Consider the following 19,403-nt stretch of genomic DNA (forward strand, 5'->3'; position numbering starts at 1 on the left):
CGATGATAAATAGATATCCAATATATATAAATAGTGAATTACCTTGGGTGGGAAATCTACCTTCACATTGGAAAGTGAAGAAAATAAAATTTCTAGTAAAAAGATTAAATAAATCCCCTGAACCTAATGATGAAATAATTACAGCATTTAGAGATGGACAAGTTACTCTAAGGAAGAATAGAAGACAAGATGGATTCACTTTTTCACTTAAAGAAATAGGATATCAACATATTTCTAAAGGTAACTTAGTTGTTCATCAAATGGATGCATTCGCTGGTGCAATCGGCATATCAGATTCAGAAGGGAAAGGGTCACCAGTTTATACAGTATGTGAGGCAATAAATGATAGAGAAATTTATTTACCTTATCTTGCATACACATTAAGAGTTATGTCAAATAGCGGATACGTGGAATCGTTAGCTAAAGGAATTCGAGAAAGATCAACAGATTTCAGATGGAGTGATATGGGGAATTTATTTGTACTGTTACCAAGTTTACAAGAACAAAAGTTTATAGTAGGGTATGTTGAAGATAAAGTCCAATCGATAAATCAATTGATTAAAAATTTAGAAAAATCCCTGCGATTATTTGAAGAAAAACGCCAATCACTGATTACAGAAGCTGTAACAAAAGGATTAAATCCAAATGTGAAAATGAAAGATTCAGATGTGGAGTGGATTGGTGAAATACCTGAGCATTGGGAAAAAACTCGATTAGATTTTGTGGCAAGAGTTAAAGCAAGATTAGGATGGAAAGGTTTGAAAGCCGAGGAATATGTAGATGAAGGATATATTTTCCTTTCTACACCTAATATAAAAGGTAGATATATTGATTTTGGAAATGTTAATTACATTACTGAGGAACGTTATTTAGAGTCTCCGGAAATCATGCTCGAAAAAGGAGACATTCTATTAGCAAAAGACGGAAGTACATTAGGAACTACTAATGTTGTTAGGGAACTACCTGCTAAAGCAACTGTAAATAGCTCTATTGCTGTTTTAAGGCCAAAGGAAATAATTGATAGTATATATTTTTATTATTATTTATCCTCAACATATATTCAAGATATTATTAATCAAATAAAAGACGGTATGGGTGTACCTCATTTGTTCCAAGCAGATATAAAAAAATTTACTATTATTTTGCCGCCTCTTAGTGAACAAAGAGAAATTGCAAATTATATAGATGGACAAGAGGAAAGATTAGATTCTCTAATAAAAACTATACAAGTTCAAATTGAACAACTCAAAGAATATCGCCAATCCCTAATCTACGAGGCTGTAACAGGCAAAATTGATGTCCGTAATTTCGAATTAGCAGAGAAATGAGGTGATGATATGGCGATTGATGCAACGGAAAAAGGGTTTGAAACGAATATCGAAGCTTCATTAATCGGAAATGGTTATAGTAAACGAACTCTTGAAGGGGAGGCAAGCCGTCTTTTTAAGAAATATGCCCTAGATGTGGAGCTGCTTTTTGCCTTTTTAGAAGATACGCAAGAAAAATCACTTCGTGCACTTGAGAAGGCTTACGGTACGGAAGAATATAAGCAAAAGGTATTAAAACGTATTTCTGACCAGCTAGGAAAGCAAGGATTGATACATTGTTTGCGCCACGGGATTAAAGACCGTGGTGTGACACTGAAATTAATTTACAACAAGCCTCCCACAACGATGAATCAATTAATGAACGAGCTTTATCACAAAAATCGGTTTACAGTGAGCCGCCAAGTGTATTATAGCGACAAACATAATAATAGCTTAGATATGGTTCTGTTTGTCAATGGTCTACCGCTTGTTGTGATGGAGCTGAAAAATCAATTTACAGGACAAACGGTAGAACATGCAATGAAGCAGTTGAGGTTTGATCGAGATCCAAATGAGCAGCTGTTTAAATGCAATGAACGTGTCGTGGTGTACTTTGCCGTTGATCCTGATGAAGTGTTTATGACAACGGAACTAAAAAAGGAAAAAACATATTTCTTGCCATTTAATAAAGGAAATAACGGCGGGAAAGGAAATCCAACCGTTTATAATAACTACCGTACGTATTACTTATGGGAAGAGATTTTAGTACCAGATAGCTTACTTGACATTTTATTCCGGTTTGTATTTGTGAAGAAGGACGATATTTTAGATTCCAACGGTGAAACGATTGGGGAGCGAAAAATGCTGATTTTTCCCCGTTTCCATCAGTTGGATGTTGTTCGGAAGCTTGAAAAAAATGTGCAGGAGAAGTCAGTCGGTCAAAATTATCTGATTCAGCATAGCGCAGGGAGCGGGAAAACAAACTCTATCTCTTGGTTGGCGCATCGTTTGGCAAAGCTTCATGATAAAGAAAATAATGCTGTATTTAGCAGTGTGATCGTGATTACAGATCGTCGCGTATTAGATAAGCAATTGCAGGATGCTGTGTATCAGTTAGAGCATAAAGCGGGTATGGTTGAACCGATTAAGAAGGATTCAAACCAACTGGCACAGGCGATTACAAGTGAGACGCGCATCATTATTACAACCCTTCAAAAGTTCCCATTTATTATGGAAAAGGTATCAGGGTTTGATCGAAAAAAATATGCGGTCATTATCGATGAAGCGCATTCCTCACAAGGTGGGAAGGCTTCAACCGCACTAACTAATATTTTATCGGATAAAACATTAGAAGATGCCTATGAAGAAGATCGCATCGCAGAAGAAAATCTGGATGATTTGGATGAACAGATTGTTGAAACGATTATGAAAAGCGGGAAACAGAATAACATCTCATTCTTTGCTTTTACAGCAACACCAAAGCCGAAAACAATTGAAAAGTTCGGTACAATTGGTACGGATGGAAAGCCGCATGCCTTTCATGAATATACGATGCGCCAAGCCATTGAAGAAGGTTTTATTTTAGATGTGTTAAGTAATTACACAACGTATAAGACCTTTTATAAAATAGCGAAAAAAGTTGATGAGGATCCGTTAGTGTCCGGGAAACAGGCTACAAAAAAGCTTGCTCAGTATGTGTCGCTGCATCCACACAATATTGCTCAAAAAACTGAAATCATTATTGAACATTATCGAAATTTCACTCGTCATAAAATCGGCGGCCGTGCAAAAGCAATGGTTGTAACCGCAAGTCGATTACATGCGGTTCGTTATAAAGTGGCTTTTGACCAATACATCAAAAAACAGGGCTATGATGATTTGAAAACGGTTGTTGCTTTCTCTGGTATTGTCAAAGACGGAGAGATTCCTTATTCAGAACCCGATATGAATGGATTCAGCGAGAAGGAATTGCCTGATAAGTTCCATTTAGATGAATATAAAGTATTACTCGTAGCAGAGAAGTATCAAACAGGTTTTGATGAGCCATTGCTGCATACGATGTATGTGGACAAGCCGCTTAGTGGAATTAAAGCGGTTCAAACATTATCTCGTTTAAATCGTACTTGTCCAGGAAAAGATGATACATTTGTCCTTGATTTCGTGAATGAACCAGGAGAGATTAAAGCTTCTTTTCAGCCTTATTATGAAACGACAGGTCTTGAAGAAGTAACAGATCCGAACATTTTATATGATTTGCAGGCAGAATTGGAGCCTTATCAAATCTTTACAGAGGAAGAAATACAAGCTGTAAATGAGTTAGAGATGAAGGGTGGATTCAAAAAGTCTACGAAGGCACAAACAGAACTGAATGCATGGATAGATAAAGGTGTGGACCGTTTTAAGCAATTAAGTGCAGAAGAAAAAGAAGCATTCAAAGCATCCGCAACAAAATTTGTTCGTACATATGCATTCATTTTACAAATTGCCACGTTCATTGATGTCCCTCTACACAAGCTTTATATTTACTTAAACTATCTATTGCGTAAGCTGCCTCGCAGCAGTAAAGATAAAGACGTGTACATGGCCGATGATGTAGCGCTTCAATATTATCGCAATCAGAAAGTATTTGAAGGTAGTATCGAATTAGAGAAAACAGGCGGTGTCGATTTAAAGCCAACCTCACACGGTACAGGCGGTGCAGTGGAAGATGAGAAGGTACGGCTGTCTACCATTTTAGAGAAACTAAACGAACGTTTTGGCACTGAATTTACAGAAACCGACTTCCTTTCACGCGACCAAGTAAAAGAGGATATGCTAAAAAGTGAAGACATTCAGCAAAAAGCAAAAAATAATTCAAAGGACAATTTTAAATTTGCTTTTGAAAAATCATTTATGGATTTTGTTATTGACCGCATGAGCAGCAACGAAAAATTCTTTATGAAGATTTTAGAGAACGAAGAATTTAAAAACTTGATTATGGAAGATATGATGCATGAGGTTTATGCGGAAGCGAATGCGTAACTCTGTCCATCCATACTTAAGGCCGGAGGAATCAACTCCGGCCTGCTTGCTTGACGTTAGTAACAAAAGCTGAATTGTCACAAGTCACCCGAAATAAAATTTGTCACTAGTGACTACCCGAAATAATGTAAGGAGATTGATGGAGTTCTTTGTTTGAAAAAAGGAAGCCCGTAATGTTACTAACGGGTTCCCTTTATGGGTGTAAATAGTAAATCACTATATAAACAGGGGGCCACCTTACAAATGATTTCACACTTTTATTTTCCTTGACACATCAATGTTTTGGCATTTTGGCAGTTGAAATGGCATGATAAATAGCAATATTTTTAGCCGAGTGGGAATGATTATTCTCAATCTGTTATTTTATATGATAAAGTGCCAGTTATTTTAACAAGTAGAAATAAAAAAAGACTCAGTTCTGTTTCTAGTAGAATAAATTGCTTCTCCACGGTGGCAGACACCATTTTCCTTTAAATTTTAAGTGCGAAAGGGAAGTTATAGATTTTAGAGATTTCTTTGAACCTTAAAAATGTTATAAAGAGAAGAAGTATGAAAAATAGAATTAGGGATTAGCATATTTACTGGGGGATATCAGATTGATACTAAAAAAACTAACTATAAATAATTTCAGATCAATAGCTGAATGTACTATTACCTGCGGAAAGTTATCGGCATTAGTTGGAGAAAATAATTCTGGTAAATCTGGAATCTTAAGAGCATTAAATGCCTTTTTTAATTATGAAGAAGAAGAGGAGCATTTTAAAAATGGCTCACATCAATATTCTAATCAACGCCTTGTAAGAATAGAGCTAACATTTGGAAATATTCCTGACAAAGAATATTATATAGATAAAATTTATAACCAAGAACTTATTTTGAGAATGACTTATTCCCACAATGCAAGAAATAAACGACGGACTATTCAGTATAAAATAAATGGAAGCTATCAAAATATTTCAAACGATTTTATAGAACAACTAAAAAATGATATTAACTATGTCTTAATCCCGACAAGTAGGGATCATAAGCAGGTAATATGGGCTGAAAATGCCTTATTAAAAACCGTTTTAGAGGCATATTTTAAAAAACATACTTCAAGAAGAGATTCATTGTCACCAAAAGTAAAAGAGGCAGCAAGGAACTTTGAAAAATTAGCATTATCAAAAGTGGAGAAATCACTTTCTAAATATTATTCCTTAACACAGAACTTTGATTTCAAGTTAAATCACAATAAAATGATTGATTATTCTATACTGCTAAATGATATTTCATTAAGTATAGAGGAGAAAGGACAAAATTATAACATTACGGAAAGTGGAAGTGGAATCCAGAGTTTAACAATAATAGCTTTATATAGATACCTGGCAGAGATTAAACATAATAATATAATTTTAGGAATTGAAGAACCTGAAATTAATTTACATCCACAAGCTCAACGCCAGTTTATAAAGTCAATCAAAGAAAATAATGAGGCCATTCATGAAATACAAACCATTTTCACTACACATTCAGCAGTTATAGTTGATCAATTAGAACATAATGAACTTATATTATTTCGAAAAGTAGAAGATCGAAGTAGAGGATTTAAGACTATTGCACATCAAGTACCGGATAATTTTTGGGAAAAACATGATATTGAAGAATTTAAATACTATCAGTTTTATAGATATAAGAATAGTGAGTTCTTTTTTGCGAAGTTTATTATTATAGTAGAAAGTAAAAATGATGCTGAGGTAGTTAAGTTCTTATTAGAACAAAAAAATATTGATCCAGACTTATATGGGGTAAGTATAATAGACCTAGGCGGGGTAAATAATCTTCGATATCCTTTTCATTTATTAAATTATCTTAAAATTCCACATTTTATTATTTTAGATAAAGACTTTTTTATTCCGTACTACAATGATTCTCTCGAGAATAGTCGTTATGATAATGGTTTTCCAAAATATAGGAATGAGTATAAGAATGAAAACCTTGAACTTATTAAAGAGTTAATACCTAAAAAAAATGATAGAGATAGATTATTGAATCTATTCAAAACAAATCATAGTAAGGCAATGGATCTCTTAGAGAAATACAATATAATATCCATGATGTATAATTTAGAAATAGATTTGGTAGGTTCAAAAACAGCAACAAAAGTTTATCATGACTTACTAATCGTCCCGCGCGAAATGCAAGAGAATCCTTCTCAAAAGTTTTTATTAACAGAAAGAAAAGGACAAATAAAGCAAATAAAGGTGATAATGAATGTGATAAGTGAACTGCAACATAAGAATTTGCCAAACTCATACAAGCGGATTAAAAAAATAGTAAGTGAAAGAATTAAATCTCTTAACAAATAATTTGGTCATGGTTTGGGGCAACATGTAAATATAGCTTTAAAACATTCATATCATTTTACACAAATTTTATACATCGCCAACACAAAACCTTAAAAACCTAATGTCTATTAACCTAATTCGACCCCGATCACCGGTATTTTTAGGTTACGACGAGTTAAATTAAGAAACCATAAAACACTCGTAAATATTGGTACATCAATGTTTGTGGGTGTTTTTTATTCTGTGGAAAAAAGTAGAATTGATTTCATTTTACAGATTTTTTATAAAAGTATTGTAAGCCCGTATTCAAATAAACCGGTTATACTCCGACTTATAATAATCTAAAAAAATATAAAATTCATAGGCCACTTTTTCCTCCTTTCTCTATATAACAATCATGAAAGGAGAGGATGATAAGGATGGCACAGACAATGGTAAAGGCGATGAAGCTGCGTTTGACTTATGAAATTGGGATTGGTGAAGGCGGTAAGGCGATTTTTAAATCAAAGACGTACGGTGGTGTAGTTGAAACAGCTACGGCTGATCAGCTTTTTCAGGTGGGGCAGGCGTTAGCTTCCCTTTCGAACGATCCGCTTTCTATGCTGGAAAAGAACGACCTTTATGAAGTAATCGGTTAAACAAGGATGAAATGAATAGGAGAGGATGACGAATATGGCAAAAACACTTGAACTACATTTCACAAATGGCTTAGGGAAAACTTCCAAACTAACAATTGATAATCCGAAAGAGCCGGTGGACAAGATGGCAGTGAAGCAGGTAATGGATTTGATTATTGCAGCTGATATTTTCGGCGGAGAAAATCAAAGCTTTGTCAGTGTAAAAGAAGCTCGTCTTGTGGAGCATAACGTAACCGATTACGAAATTGTGTAAGTTCAATCTTCATTCGTAATCCTTGAAAACAAAAGGGCTGCTTTCCTTCCGGAGGCGGCCTTTTCCTATAATTATTGAGAAAAGAGGTGTTTATCTTGGAACAATTTATTCCCCTCATAAGCGAGGTTGGCTTTCCTATTGCCGTTACCCTGTTCTTGCTTTATCGAATTGAAGCAAAACTCGATAACGTTGTTCAATCGATCCAAAGTCTGCCGGAGCGGTTAAGCGGAAAATAGTATTTGTAGGGTTTCTCTTTCGTTCATTGAAATTTTACGCACTAATAATTGATGTTTTATAGCATACCTAATCGCCTATGGAAGTGTGAGAATGGTTCCTCTGCGCTTCTTAAAATGAAACGGCAGTACCGTGTCTCCGCGTTTCCCAATGGACAAATGATGGCTGGAGATGAAGTCATTTGAAAAAATGCTGAGGATTCTTACCAATTGAAGCTGAATGCCTATCGAGTACTGTTAACAAAGGGGAGGCATGGGTTATTTGTTGAAATAATAATTTTTAAATAGTCAATTTTATTATTATACTCTTCGAATAAAGAATAAAAGAACAAACAGAACAATAGGGTTGATAACTTCATTTACCCCTTGTTAAAAAAGTTTTGCTCGTTAACAAGGGGGTTCTGTAATGCTTGTTTATTGCAAAAAAAGATGCTTTATTAAATAATCTGGTGGGATTGTGTTAAGAAATATATATGAGTATATTAAATCTATCTTGTTAGATTGTTTCGGTCTTATTTATTTTTTAAATAATCGTAAACACAATTCTCAGTTTCTTCCTCACTTTCTGTCATACATTGATTCAACACGTTCATAGCCTCATCAAAATTATCAAATCCTTCCCCTGTCCAGTCGTCACTATAAACCCACTCATTATCGTACGTTCCCCACACGACATCGTATTGCTCCTTCTTGATCTCAGGTTCTTCAACTTGTTGAGCCTCAGGTATTATATCTTCTTGGGTTTCTTGTTGAACCTCTTGTTGTTTTTCAGTATCTTTTGAATCACAACTTGCCAAGATAGCGAGCGTAATTGCACCTACTAATACTTTTTTCAAGATTTTCATCTCCTTTTCTTTATTTTGGACTTACATGGTAATGAAAAATACTGTGGAATGTTTTGGGATTGCCAACCCAAATATTAAATAACCTAAAATTGATGAGTTTGACTTTACAGGATAAGATGATTGAGGAAGCATTAGAGCAAGAATCTATTCAAAAATTGTTAATATTTATGATCATCCTTTACGTTTACCTGAGAGTATTTTGTTTGAATAAGGGCTTACATTGTTCCTGTTACATTAAATCCCGAGAATAAAAACAAACCCTCATGTAAGAGTCAAGTGCATTGAACAAATTTGCTTATTAAATTTGAACACTTTCTTCTTTAAAAATGGTTTCTCGATGTTTCATTCTATAACTTGAATCATTAAAATGAACAATTTCTGCACGATGAATGAGGCGATTCAAAATGGCTGTCGCTACACCAACGTCACCTAACAGTTCGGTTCACTCATTTGGAAAACGATTTGAGGTTAAGATAATAGTTGAATTATTGTACAAGTCATTGACCAGCTGGAAAAACAGATTTGCATCTCTTGGATACATAGCGGCATACATCAAATCATCAATAATAACTAAGTGTGATTCTTTCATTCTTTTAATCTTTGTTTGGGATTTTCTTGTTATATCCATAGTTTTTAACGTGTGCACCAAGTCGCCCATTGAAATAAAAGAGACTTTGTAACCTCGCTTGATGGCTTTTAATCCTAATCCAACCGCCATGTGTGTTTTTCCAACACCCGGCGGTCCCAATAGAATAAGATTGAATAACTTTTCAACCCAAGCTAATTCCTTTAATTGATTAAATTGTTTTAAACTTAATGATTCTTGTTTGTTTAAATTAAACTCCCCCAAAGGAGTTATGCACGGGAATGCCGCGAGTTTTAATCGTTTTTCCATGTTTCTCTCGTCTCTAATTCTTCGTTCATATTCCACTACATTATTTAGGAAAGCAATATAGCTTAGCTGTTCCTTTTCAGCTTCCTCCAATAAGGAAGGAAGCTTCTTTGAGGTTTCCACTAATCTTAGTGATACAAGCGAGTCTTGTAGATATTTAATTTGTTTCATTTTGCACTCTCCATGATGACGACATAATCTTCTAACGGATGCTGCCTTGCCTCAGTATTTACCAGTGTTAACTCAGCGATGTCGTTATAATCCGTTTCAAATTGGTGATTCTGTTGATCGCTGACGGTTGGATTGTTCACTTGTCGTTGGCGTTTTAAGAGAGTGACTACATCCTGGAAGTCATTCGCACTAAGCGAGGATGTTTCTCTAAAATTTGGACCAAATATATCAAATTGCGGCGGAATTGATATGATTTCTGACGCAATTGATATCAATTGTCCCGGAATTGGTATCAATTGTGGACCAATTGGAGTTTTTCAACATTGTACAAGATCCTTTTCCTTTTATACATTGGAGTTAGAAGAGAACTGAAGTACCTAATGGGACGGATTCTTTTTCATTAAAACAGCATGAACTTAACTTCAGGAGGAATGGACAGGTGGAAAGGCTCAATTTTGACACAATCAAACACTATCAATCTTTTGCTACAATTGAGGATATGGACAAGGCGGTACGCGGGTTTTTATATAAATATAAGTCTTCTCTATCAGATGGAGCGGTGAAGGTACTGAATTTTATATGGCATTATTCAGTGAAGGTAGTTGGGGTGTCATTTGCCAAGTATGACACAATGGCCGCAACTGTCGGGCTTAGTCGGAGAACGGTCATTCGTGCAGTGAAGGTGTTGGAGGAGCTTACTTTTATCAAGAAAATCCCTACTTCTCGAATGAACGGAAAGCAAGGTGTGAATCTGTTTGTGATCCAGCCTTTTGCATTGGATCAGGTGTCACCCCAGGATGTCACCCATCCTGTCACTCCTAATAAAACAGAGAATAAACAAAGCTCACTCTGTGAGAATAAAAAACAAAACCGTATTATCGTAAAGGAGACGGAGGTTGAAGATTCTGTTAGAGAAATGGGATTGAATTCTGAGGCAGTCAGCCGCTCTGATGTGGATGGTGAAAAACAAGCAGAGAGTAAAGGGTTAAAACAAAAGGCAGGGGTAACATCAAGAGAAATGCAGCAAAAGGCACAACTAAATGCAGAGATTAAATCAACTGTTCAGCTAAAACCGGTTGAATGGCATCAATTCAATCCAAGCTTTTTACCAGAGTACGTGAACAAAGATTTTATTTTAGCAGCACAGTCATTTTTTCATCCTGGTGACATCCATAAGCTTTGGTCGAAGATTCAATTGGCTTATAAGAAAGTAAAGCTTTTGGCCAATCTGGATGATGTAATGGAACCCATTATCGCTGATTTTAAACGGACGGTGTTTTTGTATAAGACAGGGAAGGTACATACAACCTTTGAAGGGTATTTTTATCGTGTGGTTTACGGGAGCCTGTGGAATTTGAAGGTGCGGGAATATCAGCAAGAGTGGTATGAGAGAGTGATGAATCGCTAATGTAAATAGTATAATCGCCTATAATTTTCCTTCGTGTCCATTTGCTTTGTTATAATAAATCATGGTGAATTTGAAACGTAGGGCTGGACCTCCTGTTTCACCTGGGAACTATTTTCCTTAAAATGAAACGGCAGAACCGTCCCCGCGCTTCAAGAAAGGAGCATCACTCATATGAATTATTGGATATTTCAAGGAAACCCAAAGCAATTTGATGTCAATACATATGTAGAGGAAAATAAAGAACTGACATGGGGCGTCAGACAAAAACAATATATAGATGATATCAAAATGGGTGATAAAGTTTTTCTATGGAGAGCAGACGGTGGAAAAAAGAATTCAGGTGGAGTGATTGCCTTAAGTGAAGTCATCTCTGAACCCTATGAAGGAGATGAACATTACGAGGTAAAATTAGTTATAAAGGCATACCGTTTGACTAAAGACGATGGTATGCTCATGCGCCATGAATTAAAAGAACTGCCGGAAACGAAAACCATACAGATTTTAAAAATAGGAACGGGAACCAATTTTAAACTGACAGAACAGGAGTTTCTGATATTAAGTGAATTTTGGAAAAAACCTAATCTGGTTGAAGAAAGATTGGAACAATCATTGGTTGATCGCTATTTATATGCTTTCAAACCACAAGCTAAAGAGTGGTTTAGAAAAGCTGAGTTTCTTTATTTAAATCAACACTTTTTTGAACGTTTTAAAACAATGGAACACCTTCAGCAATTGGAATGGGGAAATGTACAGGAGTTAGGTAATCATATCAATGCATTTATGACTATGCCTCTTGCCAAAAAACGAGCACTGGGTAATCCGAACGCACCGATAGAAAAGTATAGAGAAAGTTTTATGTACTTAATCTACGGGGAAGATTCCTTACAAGTACGCATTGATCGTTTTTTACATGATGAAAATTATAAAATCTTCGGACTGGGCGAGAGTTTTGTCAGTGAATTTGTTGGAAATATTTTTCCGGAACAATACTGTTTTTACAATCAAAGAGACAAGGTAGCGGTTGAAAATATTCTGGAATTAGATCCAAAATATTCGAGAAGAGATACGATTGGGGAAAAATTCGTAAAGTTTCAAAGATGTCTTAATGATCACGAAATTTCAAATAAATATTTAGACATTGTAGGTAAACAAACGAATTTACCACTCTATCTAGAAGTAGATCAGTTTTTTAGCTTTTTGTATGAAACATTCGGTAAATCCTCCCAGGAAGAGACAGAGGTTATAATGGACGGGCCACAATATTGGTTGTTGTCACCAGGGGAAAATAACTACATGTGGGATGATTTTAAACAAAATGAAATCATTGGGATCGGCTGGAAAGAGCTGGGTGATTTGAAAAAGTATAGTAGTAAACGGGAGATATTAGAAGCTTTAAAGGAAATGAACCAATTAGATTATAATCCTACTATGAATGCATTAGCTAATTACCAGTTTGCCTTTGAAATGAAAGTAGGGGATTATGTATTAATCAAAGCGGGGATTCGGAAATTAACCGCTTTAGGAAAAATAATCTCTGATTATATTTATGATGCGGCTCGAGAGGGTTATCACTCGATTCGAAAGGTAGAATGGTTGAAAACGGGAAATTGGGATACCGGTACTTTAAATTTACATACAAAAGCTTTGACAGATATTACTCCATACGAAGAGTATGTTCAGGATCTTCTCGAAATAATGAATGTGGATAGTAAGGAATTTGACTATCCTAATGCCAACTCAGGAGCCGGGGTTGTGTTAGATGGACCTCCAGATGAGCCAGTTCCTTTACCATTATTTAATTCCGAAAATATTTATCAAGAAATATTTATGGAAGAAGAAGAGATCGAGGAAATTCTTGAAACGTTAGACTATAAGAAAAATATCATTCTTCAAGGTCCTCCCGGTGTTGGGAAAACCTTTTTAGCGAAGCGGCTTGCCTTTTTACACATGGGTGCAATTGATGATAGTAAAATTACCATGATTCAATTCCATCAGTCCTATTCCTATGAGGAGTTTATTCGCGGATATAAGCCAAATGAAAATGGCCATTTCATCTTAAAGGACGGGATCTTCTATACTTTTTGTAAAAAAGCCATTAGTGATCCGGAAGGAAATTATTATATGGTCATTGATGAGATTAACCGTGGAAACCTTTCAAAGATTTTCGGCGAGTTAATGATGCTAATGGAATCGGATAAAAGAGGTAAGAAATATGCTGTAAAACTCGCTTATGGTAAAAATGAAGAAGAAACTTTTTACATACCAAAAAATCTGTATTTAATTGGAACAATGAATACCGCAGACCGATCCATTGCCTTAGTTGATTATGCTCTAAGAAGACGTTTTTCTTTTATCACGGTGGAGCCTGCCTTTGATTCAGAAAAATTTAGTGAGTATTTACGAAGGAAAGGTCTAAGTCAGGGATTTATCGAAATGATTATTGGTAATATGAACGATCTTAATCATGAAATTGTTAGTGATACTATTAATTTAGGCAAAGGTTTTGAAATTGGGCATTCCTATTTCTGTCCAACGATCGAAAATGTCGTTGATGAGCAGAAATGGTATGACCGAATTATCAAGATGGAAATCAAACCTTTATTGAAAGAATATTGGTTTAATCAGGAGGAGAAAGTGAATGAACTCCTTGAAAGAATTAAGTAAAATCCCAGTAAAAAATATCTATTATATGCTTTGTTATGCTTGGGGACATCTGACTGAGAAAGATATGACGAGTGTGGCACAAGAAGATGAAAAGGACATTCATCATTTACTCACAAGAATTCTTGTGGTGAAGATCCGTTCGTTAATAAAAAGGGGCTTTTACCGCGAATATAGAGCCAATCAAGAAGAGATGTCATTGTTGCGAGGGAAAGTTCTCTTTTCCCAATCGGTTCATTCATTTTCTTTTAAGCGGGGAAAAATGCAGTGTGAATATGAAGAATTGAATCTTAATATCCTTCACAATCAAATTATTAAAACGACTTTACATTCATTATTAAGGGTTCAGAATCTCGACCAACGTTTATTGAATGAAGTACAACAATTACATCATTATTTTGCTGGCATAGACATCATTCCACTTTATTCTAAAGTGTTTTCGAATATAACCTTACATCGAAGTAACCAACATTATCGTTTTGTTTTGGATATCTGTCAGTTCTTATATGAATCATTGTTGATTCACGAAGATGGGGATGAAAGAAGTTTTTCGGATTTTGAAAGAGATGCGAAAAGAATGCCACGTTTATTTGAAGAGTTTGTACGGAATTTCTATAAAGCAGAATTACCTGACTATCGGGTGAAGCGAGACAGGTTTCATTGGGATGCCGTCGGAGATAACCTGAACTATTTGCCGAGTATGGAGACCGATATTTCATTAGAAAATCAATCTGAAAAATGGATCATCGATACTAAGTTTTATCAAGATACAGTCAAAGGGCATTGGGGCTCAGAAAAGTTAATTAGCGGCAACCTTTATCAGTTGTATTCTTACCTTAGCAACTATAAAGATAAAAGCTTTCCGAAAAAGGAACTAAAAGGTATGCTATTGTATCCTTTAGTTGGACATAGTCTGGATCTCTCCTATGAAATAAAAGGTTATCCAATAAAGGTGTGCACGGTGGATTTAAATCAGAACTGGCAACAGATTCATCATCGATTGTTAGAGATTATTTGTTGATAAGGATTGATCCCGTTTTAGTGGGGGAGTAATAATTATTGTTTATATAGCGCCCATAAAGACACTTGCGTTAAAAATAAAGCGACCGATTTAACTCGGTCGCTTTATTAGCGAATCAAATGTTAATTATTTATCAATTTGATTTGTTATATAATAAATGTAATCAATGATGGAGGAAATTTCAGTGCCTACATACAATAAACTTGTTCGAGATAGAATACCGCATATTATAAACGATTCTGGAAAAACACCAATTACAAAAATCTTAAACCAAGAAGAATACATAACTGAACTCCGCAAAAAAAGCGAAGAAGAATTGCAAGAATACTTATCAGCAAAAACAAATGAAGAGGCCCTCGAGGAGTTAGCTGACCTCCTAGAAATCATCCATGCACTCGCAAAAGTCCATGGTTCTTCTATAGAAGATGTAGAAAACATTCGTATCGAGAAAGCCGCAAAAAGAGGCGGCTTTTCAGATAAAGTGTACTTAATTGAGGTTTGTGATGAATAAAGTGCGGCTTATAACAGACAGATTGGTTGATCACCTAGTCACCGAAATAGATTGGGCTAACAGCATTTATATCTTAATTTCCTTTGTCATGAAATCAGGAGTAGAGGCTATTCATGATGCATTGAAAAAAGCTGCTGAGCGGGGGGCAGATATCAAAATTTGTACAGGGGACTATCTATTTGTCACACAGCCAGAAGCCTTGCAATTACTCGTTAGCATTCATGATCAAATGGAAGTTCGTTTATGGCAAAGTAATGGGACATCGTTTCACCCGAAAGCGTATATTTTCCAAAATGATGAGAATAGTATATTAATTGTCGGTTCCTCTAATCTATCCCGTTCGGCCTTAACGTCAGGGACAGAATGGAATCTGGCGATGGAGAAAGAGGCAGGACCTGAAGCATATGATCAGGCAGTAAAAACCTTTTTAGAGGATATTTTTTATCATGAACAAACGCTGACGGTTAATCATGAAACGATAAAGATATACAGCGAACAATATGAACACTATCACCAAAAGCACGAAAACTTGGTACATAATTGGACTGAACTGGAAGAAATTGAATTAATGCTGCCAACAGAACATGTGCCGGAATCTGAGACAGTTAGAGAAACTCCAACTGCCTATGGCGACATTGAACCGCGCTTTGCCCAGCCCGAGGCTCTTGAGCAATTGGAGATTACATTGGAGGAAGGCTATCATAGCGCTCTTGTTGTTATGGCAACTGGATTAGGGAAAACGTATTTAGCTGGTTTCTTTGCTCGGAATTTTGAACGTACGCTTTTCATTGCTCACCGTGAGGAGATTTTAAATCAGGCGCAGAAGTCATTTAAGCATATCATGCCGGAACGATCAACAGGTATCTATAATGGAAAAGTAAAAGATGCAGAGGCACAGAGCATTTTTGCATCTATTTCTACATTAAGTATGAAGCAGCATCTGGAGGTCTTTGGTCCAGACACTTTTGACTTAATCATTATTGATGAATTCCACCATGCGGCTGCAGCTTCTTACCAGAGGGTACTTGATTATTTTAAGCCAAAGTTTCTGCTTGGAATTACGGCCACACCTGATCGTAATGATAATAAAGATGTTTATGCCATTTGTGAGGGGAATGTGGCCTACAGGATTGATTTTTTGGAAGCGATTCAAAGACAGTGGCTTGCCCCGTTTAAGTATGTGGGTGTCTATGATGAGACAGATTACTCTCAATTAACATGGCTGGGGACAAGGTATGCTGAAGAGGATCTGTTAAAAGTACAAATTCGGGAAGAGATGGCGGAGAATACTTTACAAGCATGGAAGGAATATAAACAAACTCGCACGCTCGTCTTTTGTTCGTCGATCCGTCAGGCTGTCTTTTTGTCAGATTATTTTAATCAGAATGGCTTTCGAACTGTCAGCTTACATTCAAAACAAGTAGACATCAACCGAAGTCAGGCAATTGCCATGCTGGACCGGGGAGAACTGGATGCTATTTTTACCGTTGATTTATTTAATGAAGGGGTCGACATCCCTTCGGTTGATACACTGCTTTTTGTCAGGCCGACGGAATCATTAACTGTTTTTACACAGCAGGTTGGGCGTGGACTACGGTTACATCCGGATAAAGAAAATTGCGTTATCATTGATCTGATTGGAAATTACCGTAACGCTGATGTCAAACTGAGTGTGTTTGATACAAATCCCGAAACTAAAAAGAAAAAATCTGCCGTTCAGCCAACTGTTCCGCAGCATTGTTCCTTTGATTTAGATATTCGAGTGATCAACCTGCTTGAAGAAATGGCTAGAAAAAGACAGCCTCGAAAACAAAAACTATATGATGATTATTTTGCTTTAAAACAAGAAATGGGGCGGAAACCTTCTTACCTTGAGCTTCATTTAAAAGGCTGGTCGGACTCTACTTTATACAAACAGGAATTTAAATCATATGTAGGCTTCCTTTTCTGGGCTGATGAATTGTCTGAAAGGGAGAAAGAGGCTTTCCGAAGATATGAATCATGGATTCTTGAAGTGGAAAAGACAGCTATGTCCAAAAGTTATAAGATGGTTGTGCTGAAAGTGATGCTTGATCGAGGGGTTTCTCAGTGGTACCAACCTATTACCCCAGAAGAAACAGCACTTGGCTTTCATCAATTTTTAACTGAAAAGGAATACCGCAAAAGAATAGATCTGTCGGATAAAGCTGGGAAACAATTATGGGATTACAATGAAGATAAAGTTAGCAAGTTAATTGTCAGAATGCCAATGACCAAATGGAGTGGCAGTTCAAAAGGGTTACTTAGCTTTGAAAATGATGTATTTAGTTTAAATTTTGCCATAGCTGAAGATGACCAGGACATCCTGTATCATTGGACGAAGGAAATTTGTGAATACCGGTTACATCATTATTTTGAGCGGAGAGAGAAGCGAGAAAGTAAATAAGCTAAAAAGTTGAGGTACCTATTATGACTTGTGTGTTCTGTAATATGAAAGAAGTTGTTTTGGAAAATGATCTAGCCCTAGCTTTTTATGATAAATATCCGGTAAACAAAGGCCATCTTCTTATTATTCCAAAAAGACATGTTGAGCAGTATTTTGATTTAACGCTTGATGAGAGAAATGCGATTGATCAATTACTATTTGAAGGAAAAAAATTGCTGGATGAGCAATTGGCTCCAGATGGGTATAACATCGGCGTTAACTGTGGGGAAGCAGCGGGGCAGACGATTTTTCATATGCATGTTCATCTTATTCCTAGATTTAAAGGTGATATGGAAGAGCCTCGGGGGGGTGTTAGGGGTGTTATTCCGGAGAAGAGAGTTTATTAAAAATACTTTGAAAGTTAATCTTTGTCTTTCAAGATTAATACGGGGTTTTTGTACATATGAACAATAAAATTAATATCTGGGATGACTTTTGTTCAATACATAAAATTATTGAGCAAGGAGTCCCGTTATTTGATGAAGTGAATGGAATTGTTAAAACATTTAAGTATGGAAAAAATCAACGTAATATCCTAAAGCGAAGTTCTCAAATGGATTCGTTAATCATTGAAGAGGTTGAAAAAGTAGTTAGTGATTATAATCAAAAAACTGAAAAATATGATGGCTTAATCTATATCATGTTTTGGAAAGAGGATTCAAAAGTAATTCCTTTGTATATCGGGAAATCTGAAAAATATGGGAAAAACGGCGGTAACTTATCTCAAAACATAAAGAATATTAGGGGAAATCAAGCGAATTTTTGCCGTTGGGGAAATAATTATGCCTATCATATAGGTGACTTGAGTGCAGTTGTTTGTAAGGAACATCCGACAAACAAAATGACAAAGAAGTATAGGAAATGGGCTGACATGTTGTTTAAGGAATTCCCGAGTGAAGTCCCAAGACTAAAAAAGGAAACTTATTTTTGGATTAAGGCATGGTCAAAAGATGATATCGGTGTTTGGAAGGAATTTGGAAATACATCTCTTACCTTTCTTGAATATTTATTAATTGGTTTAGCAAGCGATATTTATCCTGAATTTCTTTTAAATGAGGAAGGTGTGAATCGAAAATAGTTAAACGATTATGTATCATTCCATGCGGCAGCAAAAAAATATGGAATATTAAACCAGAAGCTGGACCAACTGAAGCAAAAAATGTCTATATGAGTAATTATCACCACTATTGTCAGAAGTATGCTGCACAGTTCTTTGAACATTGGGTGATTCTCTCAGCAAAATATGGATTTTTACTTCCAAATGATTTAGTCCATTCTAATTATGACGTATCTTTTAACCGGAAAAGTGGAGAAGTAATTACTGTAGATCAATTAAAACAACAAATCATTGACAAACACTTAGATGATTTTGAAGCACTAGTGGTTTTAGGCGGTAAAGAGTATAGGAAAGTCGTTGAACAGACTTTTGGCAATAGCTACATCTATCAGTACCCATTAAGTGATTGTTCAGGTATCGGGTATATGATTCAAAAGTTAAAAAATGCAGTTTTAGAAGATGTGGAAATTTCTTATTAAAACTGCACATAATCGTTTGAATTCCATTTCTGCTTTATGTCTTAATAAATAAAAATAGGGAGTAATTATCATAGAAGCGGATAAATTACTCCCTTAATGTGTAGAAACATTATGAGGA

General features: G+C 35.7%; 16 protein-coding genes and 1 pseudogene. 14 read left to right on the top strand and 3 right to left on the bottom strand.

Annotated elements, in window-relative coordinates; genetic code table 11:
* Positions 1-2: 2 nt before the first annotated feature.
* From F4V44_RS14405 to F4V44_RS14430, 6 genes are all read left to right on the top strand, one after another.
* On the top strand, positions 3-1,328 hold the full coding sequence (locus F4V44_RS14405) for a restriction endonuclease subunit S (protein ID WP_150440719.1): 1,326 nt from the start codon (positions 3-5) through the stop codon (positions 1,326-1,328).
* Between the two features lie 9 nt (positions 1,329-1,337).
* On the top strand, positions 1,338-4,328 hold the full coding sequence (locus F4V44_RS14410; RefSeq protein WP_150440720.1) for a type I restriction endonuclease subunit R: 2,991 nt from the start codon (positions 1,338-1,340) through the stop codon (positions 4,326-4,328).
* Between the two features lie 596 nt (positions 4,329-4,924).
* Positions 4,925-6,673 carry an ATP-dependent nuclease gene (locus F4V44_RS14415; RefSeq protein WP_191090687.1) on the top strand — a complete coding sequence of 583 codons (1,749 nt, stop codon included), beginning with the start codon at positions 4,925-4,927 and terminating at the stop codon, positions 6,671-6,673.
* 398 nt (positions 6,674-7,071) lie between these two features.
* Positions 7,072-7,290: a DUF1659 domain-containing protein gene (locus F4V44_RS14420; protein WP_150440722.1), complete on the top strand. Its 219-nt coding sequence runs from the start codon at positions 7,072-7,074 to the stop codon at positions 7,288-7,290.
* Positions 7,291-7,324: 34 nt separating this feature from the next.
* A complete protein-coding gene (locus F4V44_RS14425; protein WP_150440723.1) occupies positions 7,325-7,543 on the top strand; it encodes a DUF2922 domain-containing protein in 219 nt (72 codons plus the stop codon).
* 95 nt (positions 7,544-7,638) lie between these two features.
* The gene (locus F4V44_RS14430; protein WP_150440724.1) at positions 7,639-7,779 is read left to right on the top strand and encodes a YvrJ family protein; all 141 of its coding nucleotides are present in this window, start codon (positions 7,639-7,641) and stop codon (positions 7,777-7,779) included.
* A 509-nt stretch (positions 7,780-8,288) separates the two neighbouring features.
* Here the strand turns inward: F4V44_RS14430 and F4V44_RS14435 are convergent.
* From F4V44_RS14435 to F4V44_RS14445, 3 genes and pseudogenes are all read right to left on the bottom strand, one after another.
* A complete protein-coding gene (locus F4V44_RS14435) occupies positions 8,289-8,612 on the bottom strand; it encodes a hypothetical protein (protein WP_150440725.1) in 324 nt (107 codons plus the stop codon).
* A gap of 307 nt (positions 8,613-8,919) precedes the next feature.
* A pseudogene (istB, locus tag F4V44_RS14440) lies at positions 8,920-9,684 on the bottom strand (IS21-like element helper ATPase IstB).
* Positions 9,681-9,980 (bottom strand): hypothetical protein, encoded by a 300-nt coding sequence (locus F4V44_RS14445; protein WP_150440726.1) that lies wholly within the window; start codon positions 9,978-9,980, stop codon positions 9,681-9,683. The pseudogene istB and the gene F4V44_RS14445 overlap by 4 nt, the downstream one beginning before the upstream one ends.
* 143 nt (positions 9,981-10,123) lie before the next feature.
* Between F4V44_RS14445 and F4V44_RS14450 the strand changes: the two genes are divergently transcribed.
* From F4V44_RS14450 to F4V44_RS14485, 8 genes are all read left to right on the top strand, one after another.
* Positions 10,124-11,092, top strand: coding sequence for a helix-turn-helix domain-containing protein (locus tag F4V44_RS14450; protein WP_150440727.1), 969 nt, complete (start codon positions 10,124-10,126; stop codon positions 11,090-11,092).
* A gap of 171 nt (positions 11,093-11,263) precedes the next feature.
* Positions 11,264-13,756 carry an AAA family ATPase gene (locus tag F4V44_RS14455; protein ID WP_150440728.1) on the top strand — a complete coding sequence of 831 codons (2,493 nt, stop codon included), beginning with the start codon at positions 11,264-11,266 and terminating at the stop codon, positions 13,754-13,756.
* The gene (gene mcrC / locus F4V44_RS14460; RefSeq protein ID WP_150440729.1) at positions 13,731-14,774 is read left to right on the top strand and encodes a 5-methylcytosine-specific restriction endonuclease system specificity protein McrC; all 1,044 of its coding nucleotides are present in this window, start codon (positions 13,731-13,733) and stop codon (positions 14,772-14,774) included. Before F4V44_RS14455 ends, mcrC begins: the two co-directional genes overlap by 26 nt.
* Before the next feature lie 184 nt (positions 14,775-14,958).
* Entirely contained in the window at positions 14,959-15,285 is a 327-nt protein-coding gene (locus F4V44_RS14465) for a nucleoside triphosphate pyrophosphohydrolase (RefSeq protein WP_150440730.1), read from the top strand.
* Positions 15,278-17,710 carry a DEAD/DEAH box helicase family protein gene (locus F4V44_RS14470; protein WP_150440731.1) on the top strand — a complete coding sequence of 811 codons (2,433 nt, stop codon included), beginning with the start codon at positions 15,278-15,280 and terminating at the stop codon, positions 17,708-17,710. Before F4V44_RS14465 ends, F4V44_RS14470 begins: the two co-directional genes overlap by 8 nt.
* A 44-nt stretch (positions 17,711-17,754) precedes the next feature.
* A complete protein-coding gene (locus tag F4V44_RS14475) occupies positions 17,755-18,096 on the top strand; it encodes an HIT family protein (protein ID WP_223881897.1) in 342 nt (113 codons plus the stop codon).
* A 56-nt stretch (positions 18,097-18,152) separates the two neighbouring features.
* Positions 18,153-18,827, top strand: coding sequence for a hypothetical protein (locus F4V44_RS14480; protein ID WP_150440733.1), 675 nt, complete (start codon positions 18,153-18,155; stop codon positions 18,825-18,827).
* The gene (locus tag F4V44_RS14485) at positions 18,824-19,285 is read left to right on the top strand and encodes a DUF6884 domain-containing protein (RefSeq protein ID WP_150440734.1); all 462 of its coding nucleotides are present in this window, start codon (positions 18,824-18,826) and stop codon (positions 19,283-19,285) included. The genes F4V44_RS14480 and F4V44_RS14485 overlap by 4 nt, the downstream gene beginning before the upstream one ends.
* Positions 19,286-19,403: the final 118 nt, after the last annotated feature.

The sequence above is a fragment of the Niallia endozanthoxylica genome, assembly GCF_008710145.1.
In the GTDB taxonomy this organism is placed as follows: domain Bacteria; phylum Bacillota; class Bacilli; order Bacillales; family Cytobacillaceae; genus Bacillus_BD; species Bacillus_BD endozanthoxylica.